A 26,282-nucleotide genomic window follows, 5' to 3' on the forward strand; every position below is an offset into this window, starting at 1 on the left:
GATGGACCTCGATAGCGGCAGCCCGCAGCCGCACCAGGTCCCCGGCCTGTATCTGCGCAAATGGCAGCGCCTGGTCGATCTGCTGGCCGAGGTGTATGCGGCCGATGCCGCGCTGATCAGCTGCGTCGGCCCGGCGGGCCTGCGGGTGCAAGTCGCCAGTCGCTCGGACGCTCCGCTGTTCGAGACCGGCGACGAACGGCCGTTGCCGGCCGAGGCCTATTGCGCGGCGGTGGTCGCCGGGCGCGCCGCGCTGACGGTGGATGATGCGGCGCAGGACCCGCTGTGGCGGCCGCGGCTGGCTGCCAACGGCCAGATGCGGGCCTATCTGGGCGTGCCCCTGCTGTGGCCGGACAAGACGGTGTACGGCACGCTGTGCGTGCTGGCGCGCGAGGCGGCACCCCGCTCGGCGGCCATGCAGGGCTTGCTGGGCCAGCTGCGCCAGCTGATCGAGAGCGATTTCCGCGCGCTGCACTTTGTCCGCGCGGTCGATCAGCGCGCGGCATCGCTGGAGTCGCTGATACAGGCGCGCACCCAGGAGCTGCAGCGTGTCAACAGCCGGCTGGAGCACGAGCTGGACCAGAGCCATCGCCTGGAGCAGGTCTTGCGCGAACTGGCCGTCGGCGGCTCGGGCAGCTATGGCGAGGCCTATTTCCGCAATCTGGTGCAGCAGCTGGTGCGGCTGTTCGGCGGCGACCATGCTTTCGTCGCGGTGCTGGAGGGGCCGGGCGGTGCCAGCGCCCGCACGCTGGCCTTTTGCTGCGATGGGCAGCAGCAGAACAACCTCAGCTATGTGATCGCCCAGATGCCCTGCGCCGAGGTGGTGGGCCGGCAGAGCCTGGTCGTGCCCGAGGGGCTCAGCCGGCGCTATCCGCAGGCCGCGCTGCTGCAGGGGCTGGTGGCCGAGAGCTATGTCGGCGTGCCGCTGTTCGATATCCGCGGCACGGCGATCGGCGTGCTGGCCGTGCTGGGCCGCGCCAGCCTGCCCGACAGCCGCCTGGCCACCGAGCTGATGGAGCTGCTGGCGGTGCGGGCCAGTACCGAGATCCAGCGCATGCGCGCCGAGCAGCATCTGCGCCGCATGGCCCATGAGGACGATCTGACCGGCCTGCCCAACCGGGCCCGGCTGCAGCAGCGGCTGCGCCAGGCGATCGCGCTGGCGCAGCGCGAGCAGCATGTGCTGGCCGTGCTGTTCATCGATCTGGACAATTTCAAGACCATCAACGACACGCTGGGCCACGAGGTCGGCGATGCACTGCTGATGGATGTGTCGCAGCGCCTGCTCGACTGCCTGCGCGATATCGACACCATCGCGCGCCTCGGTGGCGACGAGTTCGCCGCGCTGCTGGAGAACATCGATGCGCTGCAGGTCAACACGGTGTGCGAGCGCATCGTCACCGCCTTGAGCCAGCCCTTCCAGTGCCTGGGCCACGAGCTCTATGTGAGCGCCAGCATAGGCATCAGCCAGTTCCCCGGCGATGGCGACGATTCGACCAGCCTGCTGCGCGCCGCCGATGCCGCGATGTACCGGGCCAAGGAGCTGGGCAAGAACCAGTTCCAGTACTTCGCCCAGGACATCAAGCAGGCCCTGCAGCGCGACCTGACCCTGCTGACCCATTTGCGCCGCGCCATTGCGCAGCGCCAGCTGGGTGTGCATTACCAGCCCAAGATCCGTATCGCGGACGGCGCGCTGATCGGGGCCGAGGCCCTGGTACGCTGGACCGATGCGGAGCTGGGTCCGATCTCGCCGGCCGAGTTCATCCCGCTGGCCGAGCGCTCCGGCATCGTCGCTGGCATCGGCGAGCTGGTGCTGATGCGCACCATCGCCGACATCGTGGCCTGGCGCGAAGCCGGCCTGGTGGTGCCGCCGATCGCGATCAATGTCTCGCCCAGCCAGCTGCGCGGCAGCGGCTTCGCCGGCTGGCTCAGCGACAGCCTGGCCCGTTGCGGCCTGGCGCCGGCCAGCATCATCATCGAGCTGACCGAGGGCACGCTGATGGAGCGCGGCGAGGCCGGCCTGCAGGTGCTGGCCGAGCTGACCGGGCTGGGCTTCAAGATCAGCATCGATGACTTCGGCACCGGCTACTCCTCGCTGTCCTATCTGAAGCGCATGCCGATCAGCGAGCTCAAGATCGACCGCAGCTTTGTCAACGGCATCGCCGACCATGCCGACGACCGCGCGATCGCCAGCGCCATCCTGAGCCTGGCCCGCACCCTGGGTCTGGCGGTGGTGGCCGAGGGCGTCGAGACCGAGCAGCAGCTGCAGGCCCTGCGTGCCCTGGGCTGCGGCGCCGCCCAGGGCTGGCTGTTCCACAAGCCGATGGCCGAACCGGCGTTCCGCGCGCTGCTGCAGCTGGCGGCGTCGCAGCCCTCGCGTTAAAGAAAAGTGGCCGAACCGTCGCCTCTATCCTGATGAACAAACCCGCCAAGCACTGATTGACAGGCCGCACCTCCACTCCCTACGGAATTTGAATCGATATGTCAGGCCAAGAACTCCCCGCCGACGGCGCTGCCGCCCCTATCCCCGCGTCGATCACGGCTGCCCTGAGCGACTGGGCCCGGCAGTTGGCCGAGGACGCGGCGGCGCCGCTGCGTGACAGCCTGGCGCAAACAGAGGGCGAACTGGCCGCACTGCGGCAGTCGAACGAGCAGGCCTTGGCCCAGCTGGCGGAGCGCGATGCCAGCATCGAGCGGCTGACAGTGGAGCTGCGCCATGCCCGCGATATCGCCTCCAACGCCCTGGTCGGCAAGGCCAAGGATCAGCTGGCCATCGAGGGCAAGGACGCCCAGCTCGCCGAGCTGCGCCGCCAGCTCGAGCGCCAGCTGGCGAGCGCGGCGGGCGAGTCCGATGCGCGCCTGGCCGCCGAGATGGAGCTGGTCGGCGCGGTCACCGCGCGCGACAACCTGGCCGCCGAGGTCGCAGAGCTGCGCGCCCAGCTCGACGCCGGCCGCGCCGCACGCGGCGCCTGATGCCGTGAGGGCCGGTGCCCTGACAACATAAGAAACACAGCGATACGCGGCGCGAAGCGCGGCCGATACCTGCGCTTCTGACACTGCCTCTCGTGCGCCAGCCCGGCGCGTCGACCCGAGAGGCCCTGATGAGCATCCACCTGTCCGCGCTGCTTCGCCGCCACGTCATTGCGCTGCTGCTGGGCTCGATGGCCGGCGCGCTGTGGGCGCAGGACGATGGCATGGAGGCCTTCAAAGCCGTCTTTGCCGCTGATAGCCTGACGGGGCTGGAGCAGCTGATCGCGCGGCAGCAGCGCAGCGGCAAGCCCTATCCGATCGACCCGATGGGCGGCGCCACCGTGCTGCACAAGGCGATACACCTCGGTGCGGGCGAACCGGCCTTGCAGCGCCTGCTGGACGCGGGTCTGGACCCCAACGCGCGCACCAGCGACGATGCCGAGACCACTCTGCACTTTGCGGCCCGCTTCGGCTGCGGGCCGTGCGCCCGGTTGCTGATCGCCCGCGGGGCCCGCATTGATGCGCTGGATGCCGAGGGCAGGCAGCCCATCCATATGGCCGGCTACGCAGCGGTGGATGCCTTGCTGGACGGTGGTGCCGACCCGCTGGCCACCGACCCGCGCGGCAACGTGCCCCTTCACACGGTGTTCCACCCGCGCCTGCTGGTGGCCGGGGTGAATGTGCGCAACCAGAGCGGCCTCACGCCGCTGCACTTTGCCGCCCTCCATGACAGCGTGCGCGGCATCGACTGGTTGCTGGCGCAGGGGGCCGACCCGCAGCTGCGCAGCACGGCACCCTACCGATACCGGGCTCCCATCATGTCGCGCGCCTTCGGGCCGGGCGAGCCTCTGGCCGTCGGGGCGCGCCCGCTGGATCTGGCGCGCCAGCGCGCCGAGGCCACGGCCTGGAATCTGCAGACCCACAAGCGCGCCGTGGCTCGCCTGGAGGCGGTGACGAAGCCGCGTTGGCTGGGCCTGTGGTGAGGCGGTCCGTGATGAGACAGCCACGACTCCTGCTCTTGCTGCTGCTGGCGCTGGTCTGGCGGCCGCTGTGGGCCGAGGACTTTGCCGGTTTCCATGCCCGCTTCCGCGCTGCCGTCGGTGCCCAGGATGGCCCGGCCTTGGCCGGGCTGAGCCGGCTGCCCTTTCTGTTCGAGGGCCGCGCGCTGGACCGTGCCGGTTTCCAGCGCGATATGCCCCGGCTGCTTTTTGCCGACGCCCAGCGCCGCTGCCTGGCCAGGCAAGCGGCGCTGCCGGATGGCGGCGATCGCCGGGTCGTGTTCTGCCGGCCCTACGCCTTCTATTTCGGCCGCGTGGACGGCCAGTACCGCTTCCTCGAGTTCGCCGCCGATGGCGAGGACGCCCCCTGAGCCATCGGCACCACCCCACCCTTAGAAGCAAGGAGTCTTGCCATGAAACCCTGGAAAAAGATCGCCGTCGCCCTGCTGGGCCTCGCCTCCATCGCGGTCAGCGCCGGCCTGTACTTGACCGCCGGCCTGGCCAGCACCGCCGACCAGTTCTTCAGCGCCGCACGCCAGCACGACATGGCCGGCGCACGCGCGCTGCTGGCCCGCGAGCTGCGCGACAGCCTCGGTGAAGAAGGCCTGACGCGCCAGCTGCGCAGCCAGGGCATGAGCGATATTGCCGGCACCAGCTGGTCGGAGCGCAAGGTCAGCGGCGCGCGCGGTGAGCTGCGCGGCATGCTGGAGGCGGCGGGCGGCGCCACCATCCCGGTCAGCATCACGCTGGTCAAGGAAGGCGATGCCTGGCGTATCCAGGCCATCGGGCGCGACCCGGCCGGCATCGCCGACGCCACGACGCCGACCCCGCAGCCCGCCTTGCCCGACGAGCGCGCCAAGGCCGAGATGGTCAAGCTGGCGATGCACGAGTTCACCGTCTCCACCCGCGAGCGCAGCATGGCGCGTTTTCACCGCAATATCTCGCAAACGTGGCAGCGGCAGTTCAGCGTCGCCAAGCTCGACGAGGCCTACCGCCCGCTGTTCGATATCGGCGACCTGACCGTGCTGAACCAGCACGAGCCGCAGATCGAGGCCGCCCGCCTCGACGCCCAGGGCGTGCTGGTGCTGCCCGGGCACTACCAGCTGCGCAAGAGCCGTGTGGACTTCGAGCAGCGCTATGTGCTGGAACAAGGCCAGTGGAAGCTGCTGGCCTTCGATCTGGAGGTGCGCAGCTGAGCTCAGAGCCCGCTGCGCTCGGCCTTCAGTTCCGGATGCCGCAGCTCAGGGCCGTCGGGCCGGGTACCGCCGTCCTTGGAGGCGCCGCCCCAGCCGTGGTCGGTCAGGTCGATGATGACGCCGTTCGGGTCGCGGTACTTGACCTCGTAGAAGCTGTTGCCTTTCACCGGCACCTCGCCCATGTAGTACGTGCCGCCGGCGGCCTCGCACTCGGCGCGCGCCTGCTTGATCTCGTCGACCCAGAAGCCGATATGGTGCAGGCCCACATAGTCGCGGCCGCGCTCGCCGGCGGCCTCGTCGGTCTTGTACTTCAGCAGCGCGATCGTCACGGTGCCGTCGCTGAGATAAATGCCGCGGGCCAGCGAGGAATCGGTCTCGCCGACCTTCTTCAGGCCGAAGGACTCGATGTAGAAGGGTGCGACGGCCCAAGGGTCGGGCACCGAGATCGCGATGTGGCGCAGCTTGCCATTAGCCATGAGAGGGTCTCCTGTGGATGGGTAATTGAGGGGTTCGGGTGATCAAGGTCATATGTATACATGATAATTAATGTGTATTCAATAAGCGCAAAACAAGGCTGTCTTGTGTCTGGCGCAGCTAAAATCCCCGGGGCCAGGTCTTGCGCGTTGTCATCGCGCCTGGCCTGGCGCTACGAACAAGGGCTGGCGCAGCCCACACCCGGGGATTGATCACGCATGGCCAATAACGCATCCGCCGCCATCTGCCGCAGCCTGACCGAGGACATCGTCAGCGGCAAACTGCCGCCGGGCCAGAAGCTCGAGGAGCTGGTGCTGGCCGAGCGCTTCCAGGTCTCGCGCACGCCGATCCGCGAGGCGCTGCGCGAGCTGGCCGCGCGCGGCCTGATCGATCTGCAGCCGCGCAAGGGCGGCATCGTGCGCAGCATCGGGCTGAGCGATCTGTCCGACATGCTGGAGGCGATGGTGGAGCTGGAGGCGCTGTGCTGCCGCATCAGCGCCGAGCGCATGAGCGCGGTGCAGAAGAAGCAGCTGCAGATGTTGCAGCAGCAGAGCGAGGACTGCGTGGCGCGCGGCGACGAGGCCGGTTATCTGGAGCTGAACCACCAGTTCCACCAGCTGATCGGCGCTGGCGCGCAGAACCGCACGCTGACCGGCGTGCTCGACAGCCTGCGCGAGCGGCTGGCGCCGTTCCGTGCCGCGCAGAAAAAGGTCGAGCGCCGGCTGACCGTCTCGCACGACGAGCACCAGGCCGTGATCGCGGCCATCGTCGCGTCGAACGCCGAGGCCTCCTACGAGGCGATGCGCAACCACACGGCCCGTCTCTCCATCAACGTGCTGGAGCTGCTGCGCGAGCAGCAGGCCGGCGAGGCGGCGGCAGCGCCGGCCGCGCGCCCGCGCCGTGCCGCTGCCGCCAAGCCGGCCGCCAAGGCCGCGACGCGCGGCCGGCCGCGCAAGACCGCCGCCTGAGCCGCCACCAGGCATCGGCACCGCCCTCAGAAGCGGTGCGTGATGCCCAGTCCCAGGCCCTGCGGGTCCTGGCCGGCCTGCAGCCCGGCCAGGCTATTGGCTGACAGGTTGTAGAGCGCGTCGGCGCCGTTGCTGATGCGGGTGTAGGCGGCCCACAGCTCGGTGCGCTTGGACAGGGTGTGGCCATAGCCCAGCGACACCTGGCTGGCACCCGAGTCGCTGCCCGGCCGCGCGATGCCGCCGATGGCCGTGCTGGCATTGCCGCTGGAGCGCCCGGCCCGCACATAGGAGGCGCGCAGGCTGCCGCTGGCGCTCAGCTGATGGGTCACGGCCAGCTGCCAGGCATTGCGGCTGAGGTGCTGGCCCGGCGCCGGCTCGTAGCGCAGCCGCTCCCAGCTGCCGCGCAGCCGCGTCGGTCCGAATGAGTAGGCGATGCCAAAACGGTGCGCGCTGTCGGCGCTGCCGGGGCCGAAATACTCGCGGTGCAGCTCGTAGCCATAGGCGGCATAGAGGGGGCCCTGGCTGTAGCTGAGCAGGCCGGAGAACAACTCGGGTGCGGTCTTGTCGGTCTTCTCCTCGCTGGGCGCCCAGGCCAGCCGGGCGCTGAAGCCCTGGATGCTGGGGCTCCAGTACTGGATCAGATTGGGCTGGCGGCGGTCGAAGGAGGCGGCCGCCGCGCCATTGGCCGCGGTCGCGAAGCCGTTGCCTATCAGGCTGTTGGAAGCAAAGATGCCGGCCGTGAAGGGGTCGACTGCATAGATCGAGACAAAGCGCAGCGGTGTCTCCCACTGGCCCAGCACCAGCTCGCCCAGGCTGCCCTTGAGTCCGATGCCGGTGTTGCGGCCGCCCCAGGGACCCTCGCCGGTGTCGGCCCGCACATTGGTTTCGATCTGCGCCCAGACGCTGAGGCCGCCGCCCAGGTCCTCGCGGGCGCGAAAGCCCAGCACCGAGAGGTTGTTGGCCAGGCGCTTCAGGCTGCCGTTGCTGCCGCCGCTGACGATCTCGGCATCCACCTTCAGAAAGCCGTAGATGCTGACCGCGCTGCCCTCGGCCTGAGCCAAGGCGGCGCCGCTGGCGCCCAGCATGGCCACAGCCAACAGCGCGGCCAGCCGGCTGGTCTTGCGCGGCGCAGGGGTCGGAACAGTCTTCTTCATGACATCGGCCTCGTTGAGATGGGATGCTTCAATGATGTCATGTATACACAATATTTATTAGGTATCCAAAATATCCGAACTCCTTTGCGTTCCGGTGCTGCAATCGATCCAGAAACAAAACCACTGAATCAACAAATATTTTGCGTTTGTATTGCTGCTAGGCCCTGTGTCCAATTGCCCCCATGCCTACCGAACAAGCCGCCATCCCCGACGCCGTCGGCTTTCTGCGCGTCGAAGACCCAGCCCTGCTGAGCGGGCGCGGGCGCTTTGTCGGCGATATCCGCCTGCCTGGCCAGGCCCACGCGGTCTTTGTGCGCAGCCCCCATGCCCATGCGCGGCTGCTGGGCCTGGAGATGGCCGAGGCGCGGGCCCAGCCGGGCGTGCTGGCGGTGCTGGGCCCGGCCGATTTCGCCGGCCTGCGCCAGCCCCGCGTCAACCGCCTGCTGGCCGGCATGACCCTGCCCGAGGCCGAACTGGTGCCGGCCGACCGGGTGCTGGCGGTCGGCGCACCGGTGGCCCTGGTGCTGGCCGAGAGCCGGGCCCAGGCCCAGGCGGCGGCCGATCTGGTCTGGGCCGACTATCAAGACCTGGCCCCGGTTCTGGACCACCAGAGCGAAGGCGCCCCCGCGCTTTATCCCGGCCTGCCCGACAACATCGCGCTGCGCAGCGATTTCGCCGTGGGCCGCCTGCCCGGGAACCCGGCCGCCGCCGAGGCGCAGATTGCGCTGCCCCGGGTCGCGCCGGCGCCCATGGAGCCGCGCGCCGCGCTCCTGAGCTGGGACGGCCGGGGCCTGCAGGCCTGGCTGTCGACCCAGACCCCCAGCCGCGCCCGCGAGGACCTGGCGCTGGCGCTGGGCCTGGCACTGGAACAGGTGAGGGTGGTGGCGCCCGATGTCGGCGGCGCTTTCGGCGGCAAGGCCTCGGTGTTTCCGGAAGACCTGATGCTGGCCTGGGCCGCGCGCCGGCTGGGCCGGCCGCTGCTGTGGCAGTCCACCCGTGGCGAGGACCTGCTGTCGGCCACCCACGGCCGCGCCGCGCGGCTGCAGGGCCGGCTGTGGCTGGACGCCGACGGCCACCTCGCCGCGCTGCAGGCCGATCTGTGCTTTGCGTTGGGCCACTGGCTGCCCTATAGCGCGGCCGCGCCGCTGCGCAATGCCTGCCGCATCCTGCCCGGGCCCTACCGCGTGCCGGTGCAGGCGGTGCGCGGCGAGGGCCGCTTGTCGAATGCCGCCGCAGTGGGCATCTACCGCGGTGCCGGCCGGCCCGAGGCGGCCATCCTGATGGAGCGCTTGATCGACGAGGCGGCCGCCGGCGCGGGCCTGGACCCGCTGGCGCTGCGCCTGCGCAACTGCTGGGCGCCGCAGCAGCTGCCCGCCGACTGGCCCAATGGCCAGCGCCTCGATGCCTGCGATCTGCCGGCCCTGCTGCGCCGCGCCGCCGAGATGTTCGGCTACGAAGAGCGCCGCGCCGAGCAGGCGCGCCGCCGCGCGGCCGGCGAGGTGGTGGGCCTGGGCATCGCCCTCTATGTCGAGCCCTGCGGCCAGGGCTTCGAAAGCGTGCGCCTGACGGCCCAGGCCGATGGCCGCTACCTGCTGTCCACCGGCGCCACGGCCCAGGGCCAGGGCCGCGAGACCAGCTATGCGCTGATCGCCGCCGAGGCGCTGGGCTGTGCGAGCGCCGACATCCGCGTGCTTCATGGCGATACCGCCGCCTGCCCGGTGGGCATCGGCGCGCTGGCCAGCCGCAGCACGGCCATCGGCGGCAGCGCGGTGCTGAAGGCGGCGCAGCAGCTGCGCGCCGAGCTGGCCGCCGGCGCGGCATTGCCGCACACGGTGGACCTGGTGCACGAGGTCGCGCACGAGGCCTGGGCGGCCGGCTGCGTGATGCTGGCGCTGACCATCGATCGCGAGACCGGCCAGCCCCGCATCGAGGACCTGGTCTGGGTCGACGATGCCGGCCAGGTGGTCGTGCCGGCCCTGGTCCATGGGCAGCTGATCGGCGGCCTGGCCCAGGGCCTGGGCCAGGGCCTGATGGAGCGCCTGGTCTATGACGAGCAGGGCCAGCTGCTGACCGGCTCGCTGATGGACTACGCGCTGCCGCGCGCCGACGACATGCCGGCGCGCCTGCGGCTTGCCAGCCTGCCGACCCGCAGCGCCGCCAATGCGCTGGGCGCCAAGGGGGTCGGCGAGGCCGGTTGCATCGGTGCGCCGGCCGCACTGCTGAACGCCGCGCATGACGCGCTGCGGCCGCTGGGCGGCCACCCACAACTCGACTTTCCGCTGACGGCCGAGCGCCTGTGGCGGGCCATCCACCAAGACAACACGGAGAGCAAGTCATGAACTACAGCAAGCAAGACGCCAAGGCCTATGCCAAGGCGCATTTCACCGGCGTCTGGGCCGCCACCCTGACACCGTTCGATGCCAGCGGCGCCGTCGACGAAGAGGGCTTTCGCGCGAATCTGCGCCACTGGATGGGCGGGCTGAAGCTCGGCGGCCTGTTCGTCTGCGGCAAGCAGGGCGAGTTCTTCGCTATGTCGCTGGCAGAGCGCAAGCGCAGCTTCGCGATCGCCGCCGAGGAGGCCGCAGCCCTGGGTTCGCGCACCGTGATGTCCTGCTCCGACACCAATCTGGACACGGTGCTGGCGCTGGGCCGCCATGCCCAGGCGGTGGGCGCCGACTGGATCGTCGTGCACAGCCCGGTGCTGCATTTCGGCGCCGATACCGACGAGACCATCTACGAGTACTACCGCCATATCAGCGAGCAGCTGGACATCGGCATCGCGATGTGGAACCACCCGGACTGCGGTTACCTGATGAGCCCGGCGCTCTGTGCTCGCATCGCGCAGCTGCCCAATATCGTCGCGATCAAGTACAGCGTGCCGCGCGAGATGTATATCGAGCTGAGCCGCCTGGTCGGCGATCAGATCCAGGTCAGCACCGCCTCGGAGGAGGAGTGGCTGGACAATATCGAGGAGCTGGGCTGGCGCCTGTACCTGTGCTCGACCCCGCCACTGCTGCTGCAGACCGGCGCCGACCAGCGCATCAACGACTACACCCGCCTGGCCTTCGAGGGCAAGTTCAAGGAGGCCAGGGTGGTGCGCGACAGCCTGGAGTCGGCGCGCCAGGCCTTCAAGGCCTGCAAGCCCAAGGGCAAGCCGCAGGCGCACAGCAAGTACTGGCTGGAGCTGCTGGGCCGCGTCGGCGGACCGGTGCGCCGGCCGCTCTTGCCGCTGACCGAGGCCGAGAAGGCCACGATCCGCGAGCAGTTCGCCCTCAGCGGCCTGAAGCTGGATTGAGCGCGATGCCGCGCCTCACGCTCACCGTCAATGGCCAGGCGCAGGACCTGGACCTGCCGGCCAGCACCTTGCTGCTGGACCTGCTGCGCGAGCAGCTGGGCCTGAGCGGCAGCCACCGCGGCTGCGACACCGCCCAGTGCGGGGCCTGCACCGTGCTGCTGGACGGTCGCGCGGTCAAGGCCTGCAATCTGCTGGCGCTGCAGGCCCAGGGCGCTGCGGTGCGGACCGTCGAGGGCCTGGCGCCTGCGGGTGGCTGGCATCCCTTGCAACAGGCTTTCTCCAAGCACCATGGCCTGCAATGCGGCTTCTGCACGCCGGGCATGTTGATGCGGGCCTGCGCGATGGCGCGGGAGGATGTGCCGGCCGAGCCCGGCCCGGTCAGCGTGGCGCTGGCCGGCAATCTGTGCCGCTGCACCGGCTACGAGGGCATCGTCTCTGCGGTCTGCGAGGGCCTGACGGTGATGCGCGGGGAGGCGGACCATGCATGACTTCGAGTACTGCCGCCCCGGCTCGGTGGCCGAGGTGCTGGCCTTGCTGCGCGACGGCGTCGATGCCAAGCTGCTGGCCGGCGGGCAAAGCCTGCTGGCGGCGATGAAGCTGGGCCTGATGGCGCCGGCGCGGCTGATCGACCTGGGCGGCATCGCGGCGCTGCGCGAGAGCCGCGAGCAGGGCGGCCGCTTGCTGCTCGGCGCGATGCAGACCCATCGCGAGCTGGCCGCGTCGGCAGCGCTGCGCGCCTGGGTGCCGGGTCTTGCGACGATGGCCGGCCATATCGCCGACGCCCAGGTGCGGGCGATGGGCACGGTGGGTGGCTCGGTGGCCAATGCCGATCCGGCCGCCTGCTGGCCGGCCGGGCTGCTGGCGCTGGACGCGAGCTTTGCGACCGAGCGGCGCGAGCTCGTCGCCGATGACTTTTTCACCGGCTTCTTCGGCACCGCGCTGGAGCCGGACGAGCTGCTGTGCGGCCTGCGCCTGCGCCGGCCGCGGCGTTTTGCCTATCAGAAGATCGAGCAGCCGGCCTCGCGCTTTGCGCTGGTGGGCGTGGCGGTGGCCCAGCTGGACGATGGCGCGGTGCGCGTCGCCGTCAGCGGCACGACCCAGGGCGTGCAGCGCCTGCCGGCCTTCGAGGCCGCGCTGGCGCGCCGCTTCGAGCCGGCCGCGCTGCAAGGCCTGCGCGTCGATCAAGACCTGATGGCCGGCGATCTGCACGCCGGCTCCGATTACCGCGCCCATCTGGCGGCCGTGCTGGCCCGCCGTGTGGTGCATCAAGCCCTGGAGATGGCAAGGTGAAACAAGACAACAAAGCAATGAGAGTGGCCCTGATCGGCCATGGGGCGATTGGCCGCGTGATCGCCGCCGAGCTGCTGGCGCTGGGGCCGGCCGCCGGGGTCGAGCTGGTGGGCGTGCTGTGCCGCCATGCGGAGGAGGGCGCGGGCCTGGCCGTGCCGGTGCTGACCGAGATCGAAGCGCTGCTGGCCCTGGGCCCGCAGCTGGTGGTCGAGGCCGCCGGCCACGAGGCGGTGCGCAGCCATGGCGAGGCCTGCCTGGAGGCCGGGGCCGATCTCTTGATCGTCTCGGTAGGGGCGCTGTCCGATGCAGCCCTGCTGGAAGCGCTGCAGCGCAAGGCCGGCGCCGAGGGGCGTCAGGTCCTGCTGCCCTCGGGCGCGCTGGCCGGGTTGGACTGGCTGCAGGCAGCGCGGCTGGCCGGCCTGGACAGCGTCTGCTACCGCTCGCGCAAGCCGCCGCAGGCCTGGCGCGACACGCCGGCCGAGGCCTTGCTGGACCTGGCTGCGGTGCGCGAGCCGGCCGTGTTCTTCCGTGGCACGGCCCGCGAGGCGGCACGCCAGTATCCGAAGAATGCCAATGTGGCCGCGACCCTGGCGCTGTGCACCCTGGGCCTGGATCAGACCCGGGTCGAGCTGATCGCCGACCCGCAGGCCAGCGGCAATGTGCATGAGATCGAGGCGCAAAGCCGGGTCGGCCGTATCAGCCTGCAGGTGCAGAACCTGCCTTCGCCCGACAATCCCAAGACCTCGCTGGTGACGCCTTACTCGGCGCTGCGCACCATCATGGCGCGGTGCGCCGCCGTGAGCGTTTGACCGCGACCGGAGCCTGCAGATGCGTCCTCAGATGCTCGACCATGGCGCGCGCCGCCGGCGACAGCGAACGCTGTTTCAGCTGGGCCAGGCTCAGCTGGCGCAGCACCCGGGGCTCGGTCAGCGGCACGCCGACAAGACCCTGCGGCGCCGCGCCGCCAGCCTTCAGCGCATAGGCCGGCAGGATGGCCACACCCAGGCCGGCGGCGGCCATCGCCATCGCGGTGCTGATATGGGCCACTTCCTGGGCCGGGCGCGGGCAGCCGCCCAGCGGCGCAAAGCTCTGCTCGACCAGGGCGCGCAGTCCGCTGCCGGGCTTGATCAAGAGCAGCGGCTGGTCCAGCAGATCGGCCCAGCGCAGCTGCTGGGCGCCGGCCAGCGCATGGCTGGCGGCGCATACCAGCACCATAGGATCAGCCAGCAGCGGTTCGAACTGCAGATCGGGCTCGGCCGCGTCGTCGAAGGTGGCCAAGGCCAGGTCCAGCTCGCCCAGGCGCAACTGGCCGACCAACTGGTCGGCGCTGGCGTCCAGCAGGCTCAGCGCGATGCCGGGATGGGCGGCCTGGAAGCTCTGCATCAGCTCGGGCATCATGCTGGCGGCCAGCAGCGGCGTCGTGCCCAGGCGCACCCGGCCGCGGCGCGCCTCGGCCACCGCGCGCAGGTCATGGGCGGCATGGTCCAGATCAGCCAGCACCCGCTCGACGGTGGGCACCAGCTCATGGCCGGCCTCGGTCAGCTCCAGCCGGCGCGTCGTGCGGTCCAGCAGGCGCAGGCCCAGCTCGGCCTCGAGCGCGCGTATCAGCGCCGACAGCGCCGACTGGCTCAGGAACAGCTGCTGGGCCGCACGCGTGAAACTGCCCTCGCGCGCGACGGCGGCAAAGCCGCGCAGCTGCTTCAGCGACACATTGGCGGGCCGCAGCTGGTGGGTGGCCGTGCTGGGAAGAAGAGGGTCGTTCGACATGGGCGGCCGGATCATAGATGGAGACTTTTCTAAATGCTTAAATTTGGACCCCCGCTGAATCTGCAGCGCTGGATCGCCGATCACGCGGCCGAGCTGAAGCCCCCGGTGGGCAATCAGCAGATCTGGCAGGACGCCGACTTCATCTGCACCGTGGTCGGCGGCCCGAACCAGCGCACCGATTTCCACGACGACCCGCAGGAAGAGTTCTTCTACCAGCTCAAGGGCAAGGCCCATCTGCTGCTGTGGGAGCGCGGCCAGTATCAGCGCGTCGATCTCCGAGAGGGCGATATCTTCTTGCTGCCGCCCCATGTGCGCCACTCGCCGCAGCGGCCCGAGGCCGGCAGCGTCTGCCTGGTGATCGAGCGCCAGCGCGCGCAGGGCGTGATCGACGCGTTCGAGTGGACCTGCGCCCATTGCGGCGGCCTGGTGCTGCGCCGCGAGCTGCAACTGCAAAGCATCGTCAAGGACCTGCCCACGGTCTATCAGGCCTTCTACGACACCCCGGCCGAGCAGCGCCGCTGCCCGGGCTGCGGCGAGATCCACCCCGGCCGTGCCTGGCGCGACTGGCATGCGGTGCTGGCCGCCAAACATGGCCACGCCGCCGTCCCTCTGTCCACGGACCTGCCCTGATATGTTGATCAAGAACGAGAAACTGCTGCGCTGCGGCCAGGCCGCGGCCTGGGCGGCGCTGAACGACGATGCGGTGCTGCAGGCCAGCATCCCCGGCTGCGAGAGTCTGCGGCGCAGCGCGCCCGAGCAGCTGGAGGCCGTGGTCGCCGCCGCGCTGGGCCCGGTGCGGGCGCGCTTCACCGGCAAGCTGAGCCTGGCCGATATCGAGGCGCCGCACGGCTACCGCCTCAGCTTCGAGGGCCAAGCCGGCCCGGCCGGCTTCAGCAAGGGCACGGCCAGCGTGCGGCTGACGCCGCAAGGCCCGGACCAGACCCTGCTCAGCTACGAGGCCCAGGTGCAGATCGGCGGCAAGCTGGCCCAGATCGGCTCGCGCGTGATCGAGGCCGCCGCGCAGAAGATCATCGGCGAGTTCTTCGGTCGCTTCGAGGCCCAGCTGGCGGCGCCGGTCGCAGCCCCAGTGCCCGTCAACGACGGCCTGTGGGCCCGGCTGCGGCGCTGGCTGCGCGGCCGGCTGTTCTAGGCTCGTAACCCGGCTTGCCGTATTCTTGGCCCGGTCTGGGCTGTGACGGGAGACCGGTGTGAGGAATCGGGAACGAGGCTGGTTGCTGCTGCTCGTGCTGGCCGGCTGCCTGGGCCTGGCGCAGGCCAGGCCCGACTGTTCGCGCCCGCTGAGTCTGGCCCTGCATGACCATGGCCTGCTCTACTCGGCCGAGACCGGTGAGGGCATCGACAAAGACATCGCCGACGAGCTGGCGCGGCGCAGCGGCTGCCGTTTCCATGTCTCGCTGCTGCCGCGTGCACGGATCTGGCAGCTGATCGAATCTGGCGCGCTGGACTTCAGCCTGTCGGGCATCAGCAACGCCGAGCGCGAGAAGTTCGCCGCCTTCGCCTGGTATTTCTCCAACAAGTACTACCTGCTGGTGCGCCGCGATGCCCAGGTCGCGCGGCTGGAAGACTTCGAGCGCAACCCCCGGCTGAAGCTGGGCGTGATCCGCAGCTTCCGCTACAGCGCCAGCGCGAATCGCCTGGTCGATGTGGTCGATGCCCGGCAAGGCCTGACCCTGTCCTCGGGCCTGGCGCCGCTGTTCAAGGCCCTGCAGGCTAATCAGATCCAGGCCATGATCGTCGAGCCCTTCGACCACCCGACGCTGGAGTCGGAGCGCTTGCGCGAGCTGAGCCAGATCATCGAGTTCGGCGATCCGCCGGTGCCGCATGGGCTGATCATGTCGCGTGCCAGCCTGTCCGAGGCCGAGCAGGGCCGCTGGCGGGCCCTGGTCGACGAGATGCGGCGTGACGGCACGGTGCTGCGCATATTTGAGAAATATTTCAAACCCGAGCTGGCAAGGGCTATGGTTCAGTTCTGAAATCAAGAGGTCCTCCATCTTGGGCACCACCGGTCCACATGCCATGGGTTTGCGCTGGCGCGGCTTGCCGTGGCTGGTGCTGGCCGCCGGCCTGGGCCTGAGCCTGCTGGTCTGGCAGCAGCAGTGCCGCCACGAGGAGCGGCAGCTGCGCGCCGCCTTCGATGCCAGCCTGCGCGATGTCGGTCAGCGCGTCGAGCAGCGCATGGCGGCCCATGAACACCTGCTGCAGGGGCTGCGCGGTTTTGTCGAGGCCTATCCGCAGACCGATGCGGCGGCGCTGCGCCGCTATGTCGACGCCTTGCCGCTGGGCGCCGACTACGCCGGGCTGCAGGGCCTGGGCCTGGCCTTGCTGGTCGATGCCACCGACCTGCCCGAGCTGCTGCGCCGGCAGCGCCTGGCCGGCAACGAGTCCTTCCGGATCTGGCCCGAGGGCTCGCGCCCGCGCCATGCCCCGGTGGTGCAGATCGAGCCCGGCGTCGCGCGCAACCAGCTAATGCTGGGGCGTGATCTGCTGGCCGAGCCGCTGCTGGCCGAGGTGCTGGAGGCGGCGCGCGACTCGGGCCGGCTGGCGCTGTCGACCAAGCTGGCCCTGCCGGGCCCGCAGACCGGCAACCCGGCCGGCTTTCTGATGGCCTTGCCGATCTATCGCGGCAATGAGCCGCCGATCTCGGTGACGCAGCGGCGCGAACGGCTGCGCGGCTGGGTGGTGGCGCCGGTGCTGGTGCAGGAGCTGATGGCCAGCCTCTACGGCGAGTTGCCGCCCGGTCTGCTGCTGACGCTGTACGACGGCCAGGAGCTGGCTGCGGACCGGCTGCTGTACCGCTCGGTGCTGGCGGCCGAGGACGAGCCCGTCCGGCCGCTGTTGCAGGCCCAGGAGTTTCTGGTGGTGGGCGGCCACACCTGGACGGTAAGCCTGCAGGCTCAGCCGCGTTTTGCCAGCCTGCGCGGCGCGCTCGGCACCGAAGCCGTCTTGCTGGCCGGCGTCGGCCTGTCGGTGCTGCTGTCGCTGCTGGCCTGGCTGCTGGCTACCTCGCGGGGCCGGGCGCTGGCGCTGGCCGAACGCATGACCCGGGCGCTGCGCGAGAGCGAGCAGCGCTGGGCCTTCGCGCTGGAAGGGGCCGGCGACGGCGTCTGGGATCTGCACACCGCCGACGGCAGCATCAGCAGCTCGGCGCGCTGGAAGACCATCATGGGGCTGCGGCCCGGCCAGGGCGAGCCGAATCTTTCGCAGCTGCTGGCCTGCACCCATCCCGAGGACCTGCCGCGCCTGCAGTCCGAGCTGCAGCGCTGCCTGGATGGGCACAGCCCCAGCCTGGTCAGCGAGTACCGGGTGGCCAGTGGCAGCGGCGATTGGAACTGGGTGCTGGCGCGCGCCACCGTGGTCGAGCGCGACGAGCAGGGCCGGCCGCTGCGCATCATCGGCACGCTGTCCGACATCAATGCGCGCCGCCAGTCCGAGGAGCGGCTGCGCTTCATGGCCTTGCACGACCCGCTGACCGAGCTGGCCAATCGCGCCCATTTCGACGAGCGCATGCATTTCGCGCTGGCCAACTCACGCCGCTACAACGAGAACCTGGGCCTGATCCTCTTGGACCTGGACCGCTTCAAGCCCATCAATGACCAGTTCGGCCATGCGGTGGGTGACCAGCTGCTGCAGACCGTGGCGCGCCGCATCAAGAGCTCGGTGCGCGAGACCGACACGGTGGGCCGCATCGGCGGCGACGAGTTTGTCGTGCTGCTGACAGGCCCGGTGACGCGCGAGACCGCCCAGCTGGTGGCCGACAAGATCTTCAACCAGGTGGCGCTGCCGATGGAGCTGAACGGCCTGCATATCGAGATCACCTGCTCGCTGGGCCTGGCGCTCTATCCGGAGGACGGCCAGGACGAGCTGAGCCTGACCAAGGCGGCCGATGACTCGATGTACCGCAACAAGCGCGCCGGCCGGCGCCTGATGGGCGGGGAGGCGCGTACGCCGGGCGAGTTCAAAGCCCCCTGACCAGATCCATCGCGTCCTCGATGCGCTCGACCGCATGCACGGTCAGGCCCTCGAGATCCTTCTTCGGCGATCCTTTTGGCATATTGGCCTTGGGCACGACGGCGACGCTGAAGCCCAGCTTGGCCGCCTCCTTGAGGCGTTCCTGCCCGCGCGGCGCCGGCCGCACCTCGCCGGCCAGACCGACCTCGCCAAAGGCGATGAAGCCCTTGGGCAGCGGCCTGCCGCGCAGCGAGCTCTGGATCGCCAGCAGCACGGCCAGATCGGCCGCCGGCTCGCTGATGCGCACGCCGCCGACCGCGTTGACGAACACATCCTGGTCCATGGTCGCGACGCCGGCATGGCGGTGCAGCACGGCCAAGAGCATCGCCAGCCGGTCACGGTCCAGGCCGACGCTCAGGCGGCGCGGGCTCGGCCCGCCGCTGTCGACCAGGGCCTGCAGCTCGACCAGCATGGGCCGCGTACCCTCCAGCGTCACCAGCACGCAGCTGCCCGGCACCGGCTCGCCATGGGTGGACAGAAAGATCGCGCTGGGGTTGGCCACGCCCTTGAGCCCCTTGTCCGTCATCGCGAACACGCCGATCTCGTTGACCGCGCCGAAGCGGTTCTTGATCGCGCGCACCAGGCGGAAGCTGCTGTGGGTATCGCCCTCGAAATACAGCACCGTGTCGACGATGTGCTCCAGCACCCGCGGCCCGGCCAGCGCGCCCTCCTTGGTGACATGGCCCACCAGCACCATCGCGCAGCCCGTGGCCTTGGCCGTGCGGGTCAGATGGGCCGCGCATTCGCGCACCTGGGCCACCGAGCCGGGCGCCGAGCTGAGGTGCTCGGAGTAGACGGTCTGGATCGAATCGATCACGCAGAACGCCGGCTGCTCGACCTCGATGGTCGCCAGTATCTTCTCCAGGCTGATCTCGGCCAGCACCCGCACCTTGGCGCCGGCCAGGCCCAACCGGCGCGAGCGCATCGCGATCTGGGCGCCCGATTCCTCGCCGGTGACATACAGCACCGGCAGCCGGGTCGACAGATCGTCGATGGCCTGCAGCAGCAGGGTGGACTTGCCGATGCCCGGGTCGCCGCCGATCAGCACCACGCCGCCGGCCACGATGCCGCCGCCCAGCACCCGGTCCAGTTCCTCCTGGCCTGTGGGGGTGCGCTCGAAGTCGCTGGCCTCGATCTCGCTGAGCGTGGCCACCGGCTGGCTCTTGGCCAAGGCCTGGAAGCGGTTCTTGCCGCCGCTGCCGCCGACTTCGGCCGGGCCTTCGATCAAGGTATTCCAGGCCCCGCAAGCCGGGCATTTGCCCAGCCATTTGGCGCTGGTGCCGCCGCAGTCGGAGCAGGTGAAGATGGTTTTGTCTTTGGCCATAGGGGGATTGTCGCGGCTGGTCTTGGCAGTGCGCCCGACCATGCAAATCTTCCATGTGTTGGAAGACATGCATGGTTGGAAGCGCGGGTCAGGCCGAATGCAGCAACTTCAAGGCATGCGGCAGCGACTGCGCCTCGGGCAGCCAGTGGTCGATCGCCGCGCCGAGCGCAACACCGAGCACCAGCATGGCCAGCGCCGCGCGCCAGGTGTGGCCCAGCGCCCGCAGCAGCCAGCCCTCGCGCTGGCGCCGCCAGGCGAAGCCGCCGGCCAGCGCGGCCAACGCCACCTCGACCGCCACCGCCATCAGCACCTCGACGCCGAACAACGCAAACACCCCGGCGCCCAGCAGCCCGGCCAGCAAGCCGGCGATGGCAAGCACCGCGACCAGCGGCAGAACCACCACCGCGCCTTCGTCGAGGGCCCCCAGTGCCTCGCCGCCGACCTTCAGTGCGCCCTCGGCGAAGTCGCCGCTGGCACCGCCGCCGCCAAAGTCGCCGCCACCACCGCTGCTGAACTCTGGCCCGGAGGAGCCGCCCCGGCGCGGCAAGGGCAGTTCGCCGGCGAGCTCGGCCGCATCGGGCGAGCCTTCTTCGCGGCTCAGCAGATAGGCCGCCCAGACCCGCAACAGACCAAGGTAGACCAGGTAGGTGAAGGGCAGGACCAGCGCAAAGCGCCAGGCCAGCGATTCAACACCCGCTATGCGCAGCAGCGCGCCGCCCAGCCACAGGCAGCCCAGGGTGCAGACCGCGATCAGCAGCACATGCAGGCGTAGCCAGCGCTGGTGCCGCAAGCGCTGCCGGGTCTGCTCGATGAGCCTGCGCTCACTTCGGTGCTGAGAAGCCTGGTTGTGCATTGATCCTCCCGCTATTGTCCGTACCGTTCACGGCACCGTCTGCCGCACGACTGTAAAGCCCGCGCCGGCGCGATCAGGCCCGCCCGTGCTACAAAGCCTGTCTGCGGCGGGCGATGAGCCCGCCGTCTTGCGTTCAGGAGCAGTGGTGATGGATTTGTCGGTGTGGCTGGCTTTTTTTGCGGCGTCCTGGGCGATCAGCCTGTCGCCCGGTGCGGGTGCGATCGCGGCGATGAGCGCGGGGCTGAACCATGGCTTTCAGCGCGGCTACTTCATGACCTTCGGCCTGGTGCTGGGCATCCTGACCCAGATCGTCGTCGTCGGTGCCGGCCTGGGCGCGCTGATCGCGGCCTCGTCGATGGGCTTTGCCATCGTCAAATGGCTGGGTGTGGCCTATCTGGTGTTTCTGGGCGTGCAGCAATGGCGCGCGCCGGCCAAGCCCATGGTGGCGGCCGATGCCGAGGGCGCCGCAGTGACGACGCGCGGCCGCCTGGTGCTGCGAGGCTGGGCCATCAACGCGGTGAACCCCAAGGGCACGGTCTTTCTGCTCGCCGTCGTGCCGCAGTTCCTGGATCTGGGCCGCAGCCTGGCGCCGCAATACCTGGTGATCGCCGCGACGCTGTGCTTCACCGACCTGGTCGTGATGGCCGGCTACACGGTGCTGGCCGCCAAGGTGCTGGCGGCGCTGCGCTCCGAGGCCCATCTGAAGCTGCTGAACAAGACCTTCGGCTCGCTCTTCATCGCCGCCGGTGCCTTGTTGGCAACCTTCAAGCGCGTGGCTTGAACCCCTTCCCCTATCTTTGAAGGCGGGCCGCCGGTGCCTTGGCAATAGGGCGGCCCGATTTTTTGATGCCCACCCTCGCGCAGCAACGCTGGCTGTTCTGGATTCCCACGCTGATCTGGGCCAGCACCTGGCATGTGATCCTCTACCAGCTGGACTCGCCGGTGCCGGTGCTGAACTCGGTGGCCTGGCGCTTTGCGCTGGCGGCCCTGCTGCTGGTCGGCCTGGCGCGCTGGCGCGGCGAGAGCCTGGGCCTGCCGGCCTCGGCCCATCTTTTGATGGCGGCCACCGGCATCGTGCAGTACAGCGGCAATTACTGGTCGGTCTACGAGGCCGAGCGCCACATCCCCAGCGGCCTGGTCGCGGTGCTGTTCTCGCTGATGGTGTTCGGCAATGCGCTGTCGGGCCGGCTGTTCTTCGGCCAGACGGTGACGCGGCGCTTTCTGCTCGCGTCCAGCGGCGGGGTGCTGGGCGTGGTGCTGATCTTCTGGCCCGAGATCGCCGCCACCGGCGCGCGGCCGACGGCCGCGCTCGGTCTGGGCCTGGGCCTGCTGGCGGTGCTGTGCGCCTGCATAGGCAATGTGCTGACCCTCACCCTGACCCGGCGCCAGCTGCCCCTGGTGCCCATCCTGGCCTGGAGCATGGGCTATGGCGCGCTCTTCCTGCTGGCGCTGTCGCTGGGCAGCGGGGCCGGCCTGCAGTTCGACACCCGGCCGAGCTATCTGCTGTCCCTGCTCTATCTGGCGGTGTTCGGCTCGGTGCTCGCCTTCGTGCTGTATTTCAAGCTGGCCCAGGCGCAAGGGCCGGCGCGGGCGGCGCTGACCGGGGTTGTGATCCCGGTGATCGCGCTGCTGATCTCGGCGGTCTTCGAGGGCTGGCAGCCGACGGCGATGTCGCTGGCCGGCATGGGGCTGAGCCTGGTCAGCCTCTATATCGCGACGCGGGCGCGCTGAGCCGCCTCGTGCTTCAGCGCCGCCAGCCGATTTCGCGGGCGCTGCGCGCGCCGACCAGGGTCTCGCCCAGGCCCGCCGGGATGCGCGACTCGGTCTCGCTGAGCGGGATGCGGCCGGCCATCAGCTCGGCCTTCAGCTGGGGCAGCGGCGGGAAGCGCTCCGGCTCGGCATAGCCCTCGGGTGGCAGCGGCTGCAGGCTGGCGCCGTCGTACTTGTCGCTGGCGCCGAAGGTGTGCAGCAGCTCATGGGCGATCACGACCTGGTTGCTGCCCTGCTGGGCCGGGCTGGCGAACAGATGGGCCAGACCCAGCCGGCCTTTTTGCAGGCCGACCGAGTGCGGCAGGCGCTGGGTCTCGCGGCTCGGCGCATGGAACATCAGATAGAGCCGCACATCGGGAACCGGCGAGGTGGCCGGGGTCTCGCGCCAGGCCCACCAGCGCATGCGCAGGCTCCAGCCGATCGCGGCCAGCGGTCCGGCCTGGCTTGGCGGCGCCGGCGGCTGCTTGACCATGCGTCGGCCCAGCTCGAAGCGAAAGGGCTGAACCAGCGCCAGACCATGGCGGGCCGCCTCGGCGGCGAAGAAGTCCTGCAGTGCGCCGAAGGCCGCGCCATCGAGCCGCTGCAGATAGGCCTCGGTGGCCGGCAGGCCGTCGGCGCTGATCGGGTAGAGCGCGACCACCTGGGGCCGGTCCCAGGCATGCATGCGCCAGCGGGCCAGCGCGGCGCTGAGCACGACGGCCAGCAGGATGAAGAGCAGGATCAGCAGGCGCAGGCGCTTGACCATGAGAGTTTTTCTATTCGATGCCGGGCTTGCCCCGCCCGGCCTTGATGCCCGAGCGCAGCGACTTGCCCTGCAGCCGGCGCTGCTGCGAGCCATAGGTCGGCTTGGTGGCGCGGCGCGCCTTCGGGGTGTGGGCCACGCTCTGCACCAGCGCGACCAGCCGCTCGATCGCGTCGGCACGGTTCATCTCCTGGCTGCGGTGCTCCTGGGCCTTGATCACGACCACGCCCTCGCCGGTGATGCGCTGGTCGCTTAAGCGCAGCAGCCGTTCCTTGATCAGCGCCGGCAGGCTGGAGCGCTGGATGTCAAAGCGCAGATGGACGGCGCTGGAGACCTTGTTGACGTTCTGGCCTCCGGCCCCCTGGGCGCGGATAAAGCTGAGCTCCAGTTCCCAGGGCTGAGGCTGCCAGTCGAGTTTCAACAAGCCCCCGGCTGGCGGATCTGCTGGAAGCGCTGCTCCAGCTCCTGGCGCAGCTCGCGGCGCAGCTGGGCCGAGGCGAAGCGCCGGCATTCGTCCGGCGTCACCGGCTTCAGCGGCGGCACCTTGGCCGGCTTGCCGGCGTCGTCGACCGCCACCATCGTGAAGAAGCAGCTGTTGGCATGGCGCACGATCTGGCTGCGGATGTTCTCGGCCACCACCTTGATGCCGATCTCCATCGAGGAACTGCCGGTGAAGTTGACCGAGGCCAGGAAAGTCACCAGCTCGCCGACATGGATGGGCTGGCGGAACATCACCTGGTCGACCGAGAGCGTCACGACATAGCGGCCGGCATAGCGGCTGGCGCAGGCGTAGGCGGCCTGGTCCAGGAGCTTCAGGATGGTGCCGCCATGCACATTGCCGGAGAAATTGGCCATGTCCGGCGTCATCAGGACCGTCATGCTGAGTTGGTGCGCCGGCATGTCCATGGTGTTCACTCCAGATGTTGAATCGTCACAGGCACTCTTCGTGCCAGCGCACACATCAGCTCGTAGCCGATGGTGCCGCCGGCCTTGGCCACCTCGTCGATCGCCAGCACCGCGCCCTTGGGGCCGCAGCCCCACAGCGTCACCTCGCTGCCGAAGCCGGCCTGCGGCAGCTCGCTCAGGTCGACCGCCAGCATGTCCATCGAGACCCGGCCCACCGTGCTCGTGCGCTGGCCCTCGACCAGGATGGGCGTGCCGCTGGGGCAGTGGCGCGGATAGCCGTCGGCATAGCCGCAGGCGACGATGCCGATGCGCATCGCCCGCTCGGCGGTGAAGCTGCTGCCGTAGCCGACCGTGTCGCCGGGCTGCAGGTTCTGGATGGCGATGATCTTGGAGCGCAGCGTCATCGCCGGGCGCAGGTCCCAGTGGGCGGCGTCGTGCTCGGGATAGTCCGGCACGCCGCCATAGCTCATCACGCCGGCGCGCACCCAGTCGCTGCGCACCCGGGCCGTGTGGCGCAAGGTCGCGGCGCTGTTGCTGACCGAGCGCTCGCCGGGCAGGTCGGCCGCGACGGCGTCGAAGGCCGCCAGCTGATGGGCGATGCCGTCGCCGCCCAGGCGGTTCGCATCGGCGTCGGAGAAATGCGTCATCAGCGAGATCTCGTCGACCTGGGGCAGGGCGTTGAGCCGGTTCCAGGCGGCGCGCAAGGCGCTGGCCGTGAAGCCCAGGCGGTTCATGCCGCTGTTCATCTTCAGGAAGACGCGGTGCGGCTCATGGGTCTTGTGCATCGCCAGCCAGTCGATCTGCTGCTCGCAGTGCACCGCATGCCAGAGCTTGAGCCGCGAGCACAGCTCCAGATCGCGGGTCTCGAAGCAGCCTTCCAGCAGCAGGATGGGGCCGCGCCAGCCCAGCTCACGCAGGGTCTGGGCCTCGGCAAGATCCAGCAGCGCGAAGCCGTCGGCGCCGCGCAGGCCCTCGTAGGCCGCGGCCAGGCCGTGGCCATAGGCATTGGCCTTGACGACGGCCCAGACCTTGGCGTCCGGCGCGCAGGCGCGGGCGCGGGCGAGGTTGTGGGCCAGGGCGGGGACATGGATCAGGGCTTCGATAGGACGCGGCATGGGCCGAATTGTGGCATCGCCCCGGCACGCCGATGGTGCAGGCCCGCTGTCCCCCAAAAGGGGTGCATGCTATAAAGCCGCGCTCTTGCCCATTTGTGAAACTTTGCTTCCGGGGGCCAGGCTGGCCCCAGTTCCCGCAGCATTTCCACGCAGTTCACTCACGGGCAGATGAAAAAAGGTTTCTACACCATCATGTCGGCGCAGTTCTTCAGCTCGCTGGCTGATAACGCGCTGTTTGTCGCCGCCGTGGAACTGCTGCGCACCTCGGGCGAGCCGGAGTGGCAGCGCGCCGCCCTGGTGCCGATGTTTGCGCTGTTCTATGTGATCCTGGCGCCCTTTGTCGGTGCCTTTGCCGACGCGGTGCCCAAGGGCAAGGTGATGTTCTACTCGAACAGCATCAAGGTGGTCGGCTGCCTGATGATGCTGTTCGGCAGCCATCCGCTGATGGCCTACGCCATCGTCGGCCTGGGTGCGGCGGCCTACTCGCCGGCCAAGTACGGCATCCTGACCGAGCTGCTGCCGCCCTCCCAACTGGTCAAGGCCAATGGCTGGATCGAGGGGCTGACGATTGCCTCCATCATCCTGGGCGTGCTGCTGGGCGGGCAGTTGGTCGGCCCGCATGCCTCGGCCTGGCTGCTGAGCCTCGGCCTGCCCGGCATCCACAGCGCGCCGCAGGCGGCGATTGCCAGCCTGGTCGGGCTGTATGTGATCGCGGCCCTGTTCAATCTGCGCATCCCGCGCACCGACGCACCGCTGCAGCCGGTGGGTCTGGGGCCGCTGGGCCTGGTGCGCGATTTCGCCAATTGCAATTCCCGCCTCTGGCAGGACAAGCTGGGCCAGATCTCGCTGGCCACGACGACGCTGTTCTGGGGCGTTTCCGGCAATCTTCGCTACATCGTGCTGGCCTGGGCCGCCGCCGCGCTGGGCTATGGCACGACCCAGGCCTCCAGCCTGGTCGGCGTGGTGGCGATAGGCACGGCGGTCGGCGCCGTCGTGGCCTCGATGTATATGCGGCTGGAGCGCGCCACCGCGGTGATCCCGCTGGGCATCGCGATGGGATTGCTGGTGATCTTGATGAATGTGATCAGCAATGTCTGGGTGGCCGCGCCCTTTCTGATCGTGCTGGGCGGCATCGGCGGCTTCCTGGTCGTGCCGATGAATGCGCTGCTGCAGCATCGCGGCCACAACCTGATGGGCGCCGGCCGCTCGATCGCGGTGCAGAACTTCAACGAGCAGGCCTGCATCCTGGGCCTGGGCGCGCTCTACACCGGCATGACCAAGTTCGGCATGTCGGCCTTCGGCGCGATCACGATCTTCGGCATCGTCGTCGCCGGCACCATGTGGCTGATCAAGCGCTGGCACCATAACAACTGCCTGCGCCACCCCGAGGAACTGGAACGCCTGCTGAAGCTGGCGCGCAGCGACTGCCACTGAGGC

At 69.7% G+C, this 26,282-nt stretch carries 27 protein-coding genes; 18 read left to right on the forward strand and 9 right to left on the reverse strand.

From position 1 onward, the window contains the following. Position 1: 1 nt before the first annotated feature. From O5M90_RS17855 to O5M90_RS17875, 5 genes are all read left to right on the forward strand, one after another. A complete protein-coding gene (locus tag O5M90_RS17855) occupies positions 2-2,377 on the forward strand; it encodes a bifunctional diguanylate cyclase/phosphodiesterase (protein ID WP_269839799.1) in 2,376 nt (791 codons plus the stop codon). A 98-nt stretch (positions 2,378-2,475) separates the two neighbouring features. Then, positions 2,476-2,967 carry a hypothetical protein gene (locus O5M90_RS17860; protein WP_262972003.1) on the forward strand — a complete coding sequence of 164 codons (492 nt, stop codon included), beginning with the start codon at positions 2,476-2,478 and terminating at the stop codon, positions 2,965-2,967. A gap of 128 nt (positions 2,968-3,095) precedes the next feature. Continuing rightward, on the forward strand, positions 3,096-3,947 hold the full coding sequence (locus tag O5M90_RS17865; RefSeq protein WP_269839800.1) for an ankyrin repeat domain-containing protein: 852 nt from the start codon (positions 3,096-3,098) through the stop codon (positions 3,945-3,947). 11 nt (positions 3,948-3,958) lie between these two features. Continuing rightward, a complete protein-coding gene (locus O5M90_RS17870) occupies positions 3,959-4,333 on the forward strand; it encodes a hypothetical protein (protein WP_269839801.1) in 375 nt (124 codons plus the stop codon). A gap of 42 nt (positions 4,334-4,375) precedes the next feature. Beyond that, positions 4,376-5,158: a hypothetical protein gene (locus tag O5M90_RS17875; RefSeq protein ID WP_269839802.1), complete on the forward strand. Its 783-nt coding sequence runs from the start codon at positions 4,376-4,378 to the stop codon at positions 5,156-5,158. Positions 5,159-5,160: 2 nt separating this feature from the next. Here the strand turns inward: O5M90_RS17875 and O5M90_RS17880 are convergent, their stop codons facing one another. Beyond that, positions 5,161-5,634, reverse strand: coding sequence for a VOC family protein (locus O5M90_RS17880; RefSeq protein ID WP_137945697.1), 474 nt, complete (start codon positions 5,632-5,634; stop codon positions 5,161-5,163). A 216-nt stretch (positions 5,635-5,850) separates the two neighbouring features. Between O5M90_RS17880 and O5M90_RS17885 the strand changes: the two genes are divergently transcribed. Beyond that, the gene (locus tag O5M90_RS17885; protein ID WP_137945698.1) at positions 5,851-6,600 is read left to right on the forward strand and encodes a GntR family transcriptional regulator; all 750 of its coding nucleotides are present in this window, start codon (positions 5,851-5,853) and stop codon (positions 6,598-6,600) included. A gap of 26 nt (positions 6,601-6,626) precedes the next feature. On the opposite strand, the gene O5M90_RS17890 is transcribed toward O5M90_RS17885, so the two are convergent. After that, positions 6,627-7,754, reverse strand: a complete 1,128-nt coding sequence (locus O5M90_RS17890) for a porin (RefSeq protein WP_269839803.1) — start codon at positions 7,752-7,754, stop codon at positions 6,627-6,629. 182 nt (positions 7,755-7,936) lie between these two features. On the opposite strand from O5M90_RS17890, the gene O5M90_RS17895 reads away from it, so the two are divergent. Genes O5M90_RS17895 through O5M90_RS17915 form a run of 5 tightly spaced genes read left to right on the forward strand, consistent with a single transcriptional unit; the run spans position 7,937 to position 13,148 of the window. Next, positions 7,937-10,093, forward strand: coding sequence for a xanthine dehydrogenase family protein molybdopterin-binding subunit (locus O5M90_RS17895; protein WP_269839804.1), 2,157 nt, complete (start codon positions 7,937-7,939; stop codon positions 10,091-10,093). Then, positions 10,090-11,049: a dihydrodipicolinate synthase family protein gene (locus O5M90_RS17900; RefSeq protein WP_269839805.1), complete on the forward strand. Its 960-nt coding sequence runs from the start codon at positions 10,090-10,092 to the stop codon at positions 11,047-11,049. The genes O5M90_RS17895 and O5M90_RS17900 overlap by 4 nt, the downstream gene beginning before the upstream one ends. A 5-nt stretch (positions 11,050-11,054) precedes the next feature. After that, positions 11,055-11,537 carry a (2Fe-2S)-binding protein gene (locus tag O5M90_RS17905; protein WP_269839806.1) on the forward strand — a complete coding sequence of 161 codons (483 nt, stop codon included), beginning with the start codon at positions 11,055-11,057 and terminating at the stop codon, positions 11,535-11,537. Next, positions 11,530-12,339, forward strand: a complete 810-nt coding sequence (locus O5M90_RS17910) for an FAD binding domain-containing protein (RefSeq protein ID WP_269839807.1) — start codon at positions 11,530-11,532, stop codon at positions 12,337-12,339. Before O5M90_RS17905 ends, O5M90_RS17910 begins: the two co-directional genes overlap by 8 nt. Positions 12,340-12,356: 17 nt before the next feature. Further along, positions 12,357-13,148 carry an aspartate dehydrogenase gene (locus O5M90_RS17915; RefSeq protein WP_269839808.1) on the forward strand — a complete coding sequence of 264 codons (792 nt, stop codon included), beginning with the start codon at positions 12,357-12,359 and terminating at the stop codon, positions 13,146-13,148. On the opposite strand, the gene O5M90_RS17920 is transcribed toward O5M90_RS17915, so the two are convergent. After that, positions 13,117-14,106: a LysR family transcriptional regulator gene (locus O5M90_RS17920; RefSeq protein ID WP_269839809.1), complete on the reverse strand. Its 990-nt coding sequence runs from the start codon at positions 14,104-14,106 to the stop codon at positions 13,117-13,119. The two genes, O5M90_RS17915 and O5M90_RS17920, sit on opposite strands and share 32 nt — an antisense overlap. A gap of 33 nt (positions 14,107-14,139) precedes the next feature. On the opposite strand from O5M90_RS17920, the gene O5M90_RS17925 reads away from it, so the two are divergent. The 4 genes from O5M90_RS17925 to O5M90_RS17940 all read left to right on the forward strand — a co-directional run bounded on the left by O5M90_RS17925 (position 14,140) and on the right by O5M90_RS17940 (position 18,096). Then, entirely contained in the window at positions 14,140-14,736 is a 597-nt protein-coding gene (locus O5M90_RS17925) for a 3-hydroxyanthranilate 3,4-dioxygenase (protein WP_269839810.1), read from the forward strand. Position 14,737: 1 nt separating this feature from the next. Then, entirely contained in the window at positions 14,738-15,256 is a 519-nt protein-coding gene (locus O5M90_RS17930) for a CoxG family protein (RefSeq protein WP_269839811.1), read from the forward strand. An 82-nt stretch (positions 15,257-15,338) separates the two neighbouring features. Then, the gene (locus O5M90_RS17935) at positions 15,339-16,100 is read left to right on the forward strand and encodes a substrate-binding periplasmic protein (RefSeq protein WP_269839812.1); all 762 of its coding nucleotides are present in this window, start codon (positions 15,339-15,341) and stop codon (positions 16,098-16,100) included. Positions 16,101-16,143: 43 nt separating this feature from the next. After that, positions 16,144-18,096 carry a diguanylate cyclase domain-containing protein gene (locus O5M90_RS17940; protein WP_440402224.1) on the forward strand — a complete coding sequence of 651 codons (1,953 nt, stop codon included), beginning with the start codon at positions 16,144-16,146 and terminating at the stop codon, positions 18,094-18,096. Here O5M90_RS17940 and radA read toward each other — a convergent pair. Together radA and O5M90_RS17950 are read right to left on the reverse strand one after the other, a co-directional pair. Further along, entirely contained in the window at positions 18,083-19,459 is a 1,377-nt protein-coding gene (gene radA / locus O5M90_RS17945) for a DNA repair protein RadA (protein ID WP_440402226.1), read from the reverse strand. The two genes, O5M90_RS17940 and radA, sit on opposite strands and share 14 nt — an antisense overlap. 88 nt (positions 19,460-19,547) lie before the next feature. Next, complete coding sequence (locus O5M90_RS17950; RefSeq protein ID WP_269839815.1) at positions 19,548-20,312, reverse strand: hypothetical protein; 765 nt, start codon at positions 20,310-20,312, stop codon at positions 19,548-19,550. Positions 20,313-20,460: 148 nt separating this feature from the next. Here O5M90_RS17950 and O5M90_RS17955 point away from each other — a divergent pair, with 148 nt between their 5' ends. Beyond that, positions 20,461-21,093, forward strand: a complete 633-nt coding sequence (locus O5M90_RS17955) for a LysE family transporter (protein ID WP_137945710.1) — start codon at positions 20,461-20,463, stop codon at positions 21,091-21,093. A gap of 65 nt (positions 21,094-21,158) precedes the next feature. Beyond that, the gene (locus tag O5M90_RS17960; protein WP_269839816.1) at positions 21,159-22,043 is read left to right on the forward strand and encodes a DMT family transporter; all 885 of its coding nucleotides are present in this window, start codon (positions 21,159-21,161) and stop codon (positions 22,041-22,043) included. A 13-nt stretch (positions 22,044-22,056) separates the two neighbouring features. Here O5M90_RS17960 and O5M90_RS17965 read toward each other — a convergent pair whose 3' ends face one another. The 4 genes from O5M90_RS17965 to alr are packed head-to-tail and all read right to left on the reverse strand — an operon-like array spanning position 22,057 to position 24,845. Continuing rightward, positions 22,057-22,827: a hypothetical protein gene (locus O5M90_RS17965; protein ID WP_269839817.1), complete on the reverse strand. Its 771-nt coding sequence runs from the start codon at positions 22,825-22,827 to the stop codon at positions 22,057-22,059. Between the two features lie 10 nt (positions 22,828-22,837). Next, on the reverse strand, positions 22,838-23,245 hold the full coding sequence (gene arfB, locus O5M90_RS17970) for an alternative ribosome rescue aminoacyl-tRNA hydrolase ArfB (protein ID WP_262971985.1): 408 nt from the start codon (positions 23,243-23,245) through the stop codon (positions 22,838-22,840). Further along, positions 23,242-23,730, reverse strand: coding sequence for an acyl-CoA thioesterase (locus tag O5M90_RS17975; RefSeq protein WP_137945714.1), 489 nt, complete (start codon positions 23,728-23,730; stop codon positions 23,242-23,244). The genes arfB and O5M90_RS17975 overlap by 4 nt, the downstream gene beginning before the upstream one ends. Positions 23,731-23,735: 5 nt before the next feature. Next, positions 23,736-24,845, reverse strand: a complete 1,110-nt coding sequence (gene alr, locus O5M90_RS17980; protein WP_269839818.1) for an alanine racemase — start codon at positions 24,843-24,845, stop codon at positions 23,736-23,738. Positions 24,846-25,013: 168 nt separating this feature from the next. Between alr and lplT the strand changes: the two genes are divergently transcribed. Further along, positions 25,014-26,279 carry a lysophospholipid transporter LplT gene (gene lplT, locus O5M90_RS17985; protein WP_137945716.1) on the forward strand — a complete coding sequence of 422 codons (1,266 nt, stop codon included), beginning with the start codon at positions 25,014-25,016 and terminating at the stop codon, positions 26,277-26,279. The last annotated feature ends 3 nt before the right edge of the window (positions 26,280-26,282 follow it).

This window comes from Paucibacter sp. M5-1, from assembly GCF_027498415.2.
Lineage (GTDB): Bacteria > Pseudomonadota > Gammaproteobacteria > Burkholderiales > Burkholderiaceae_C > Roseateles_E.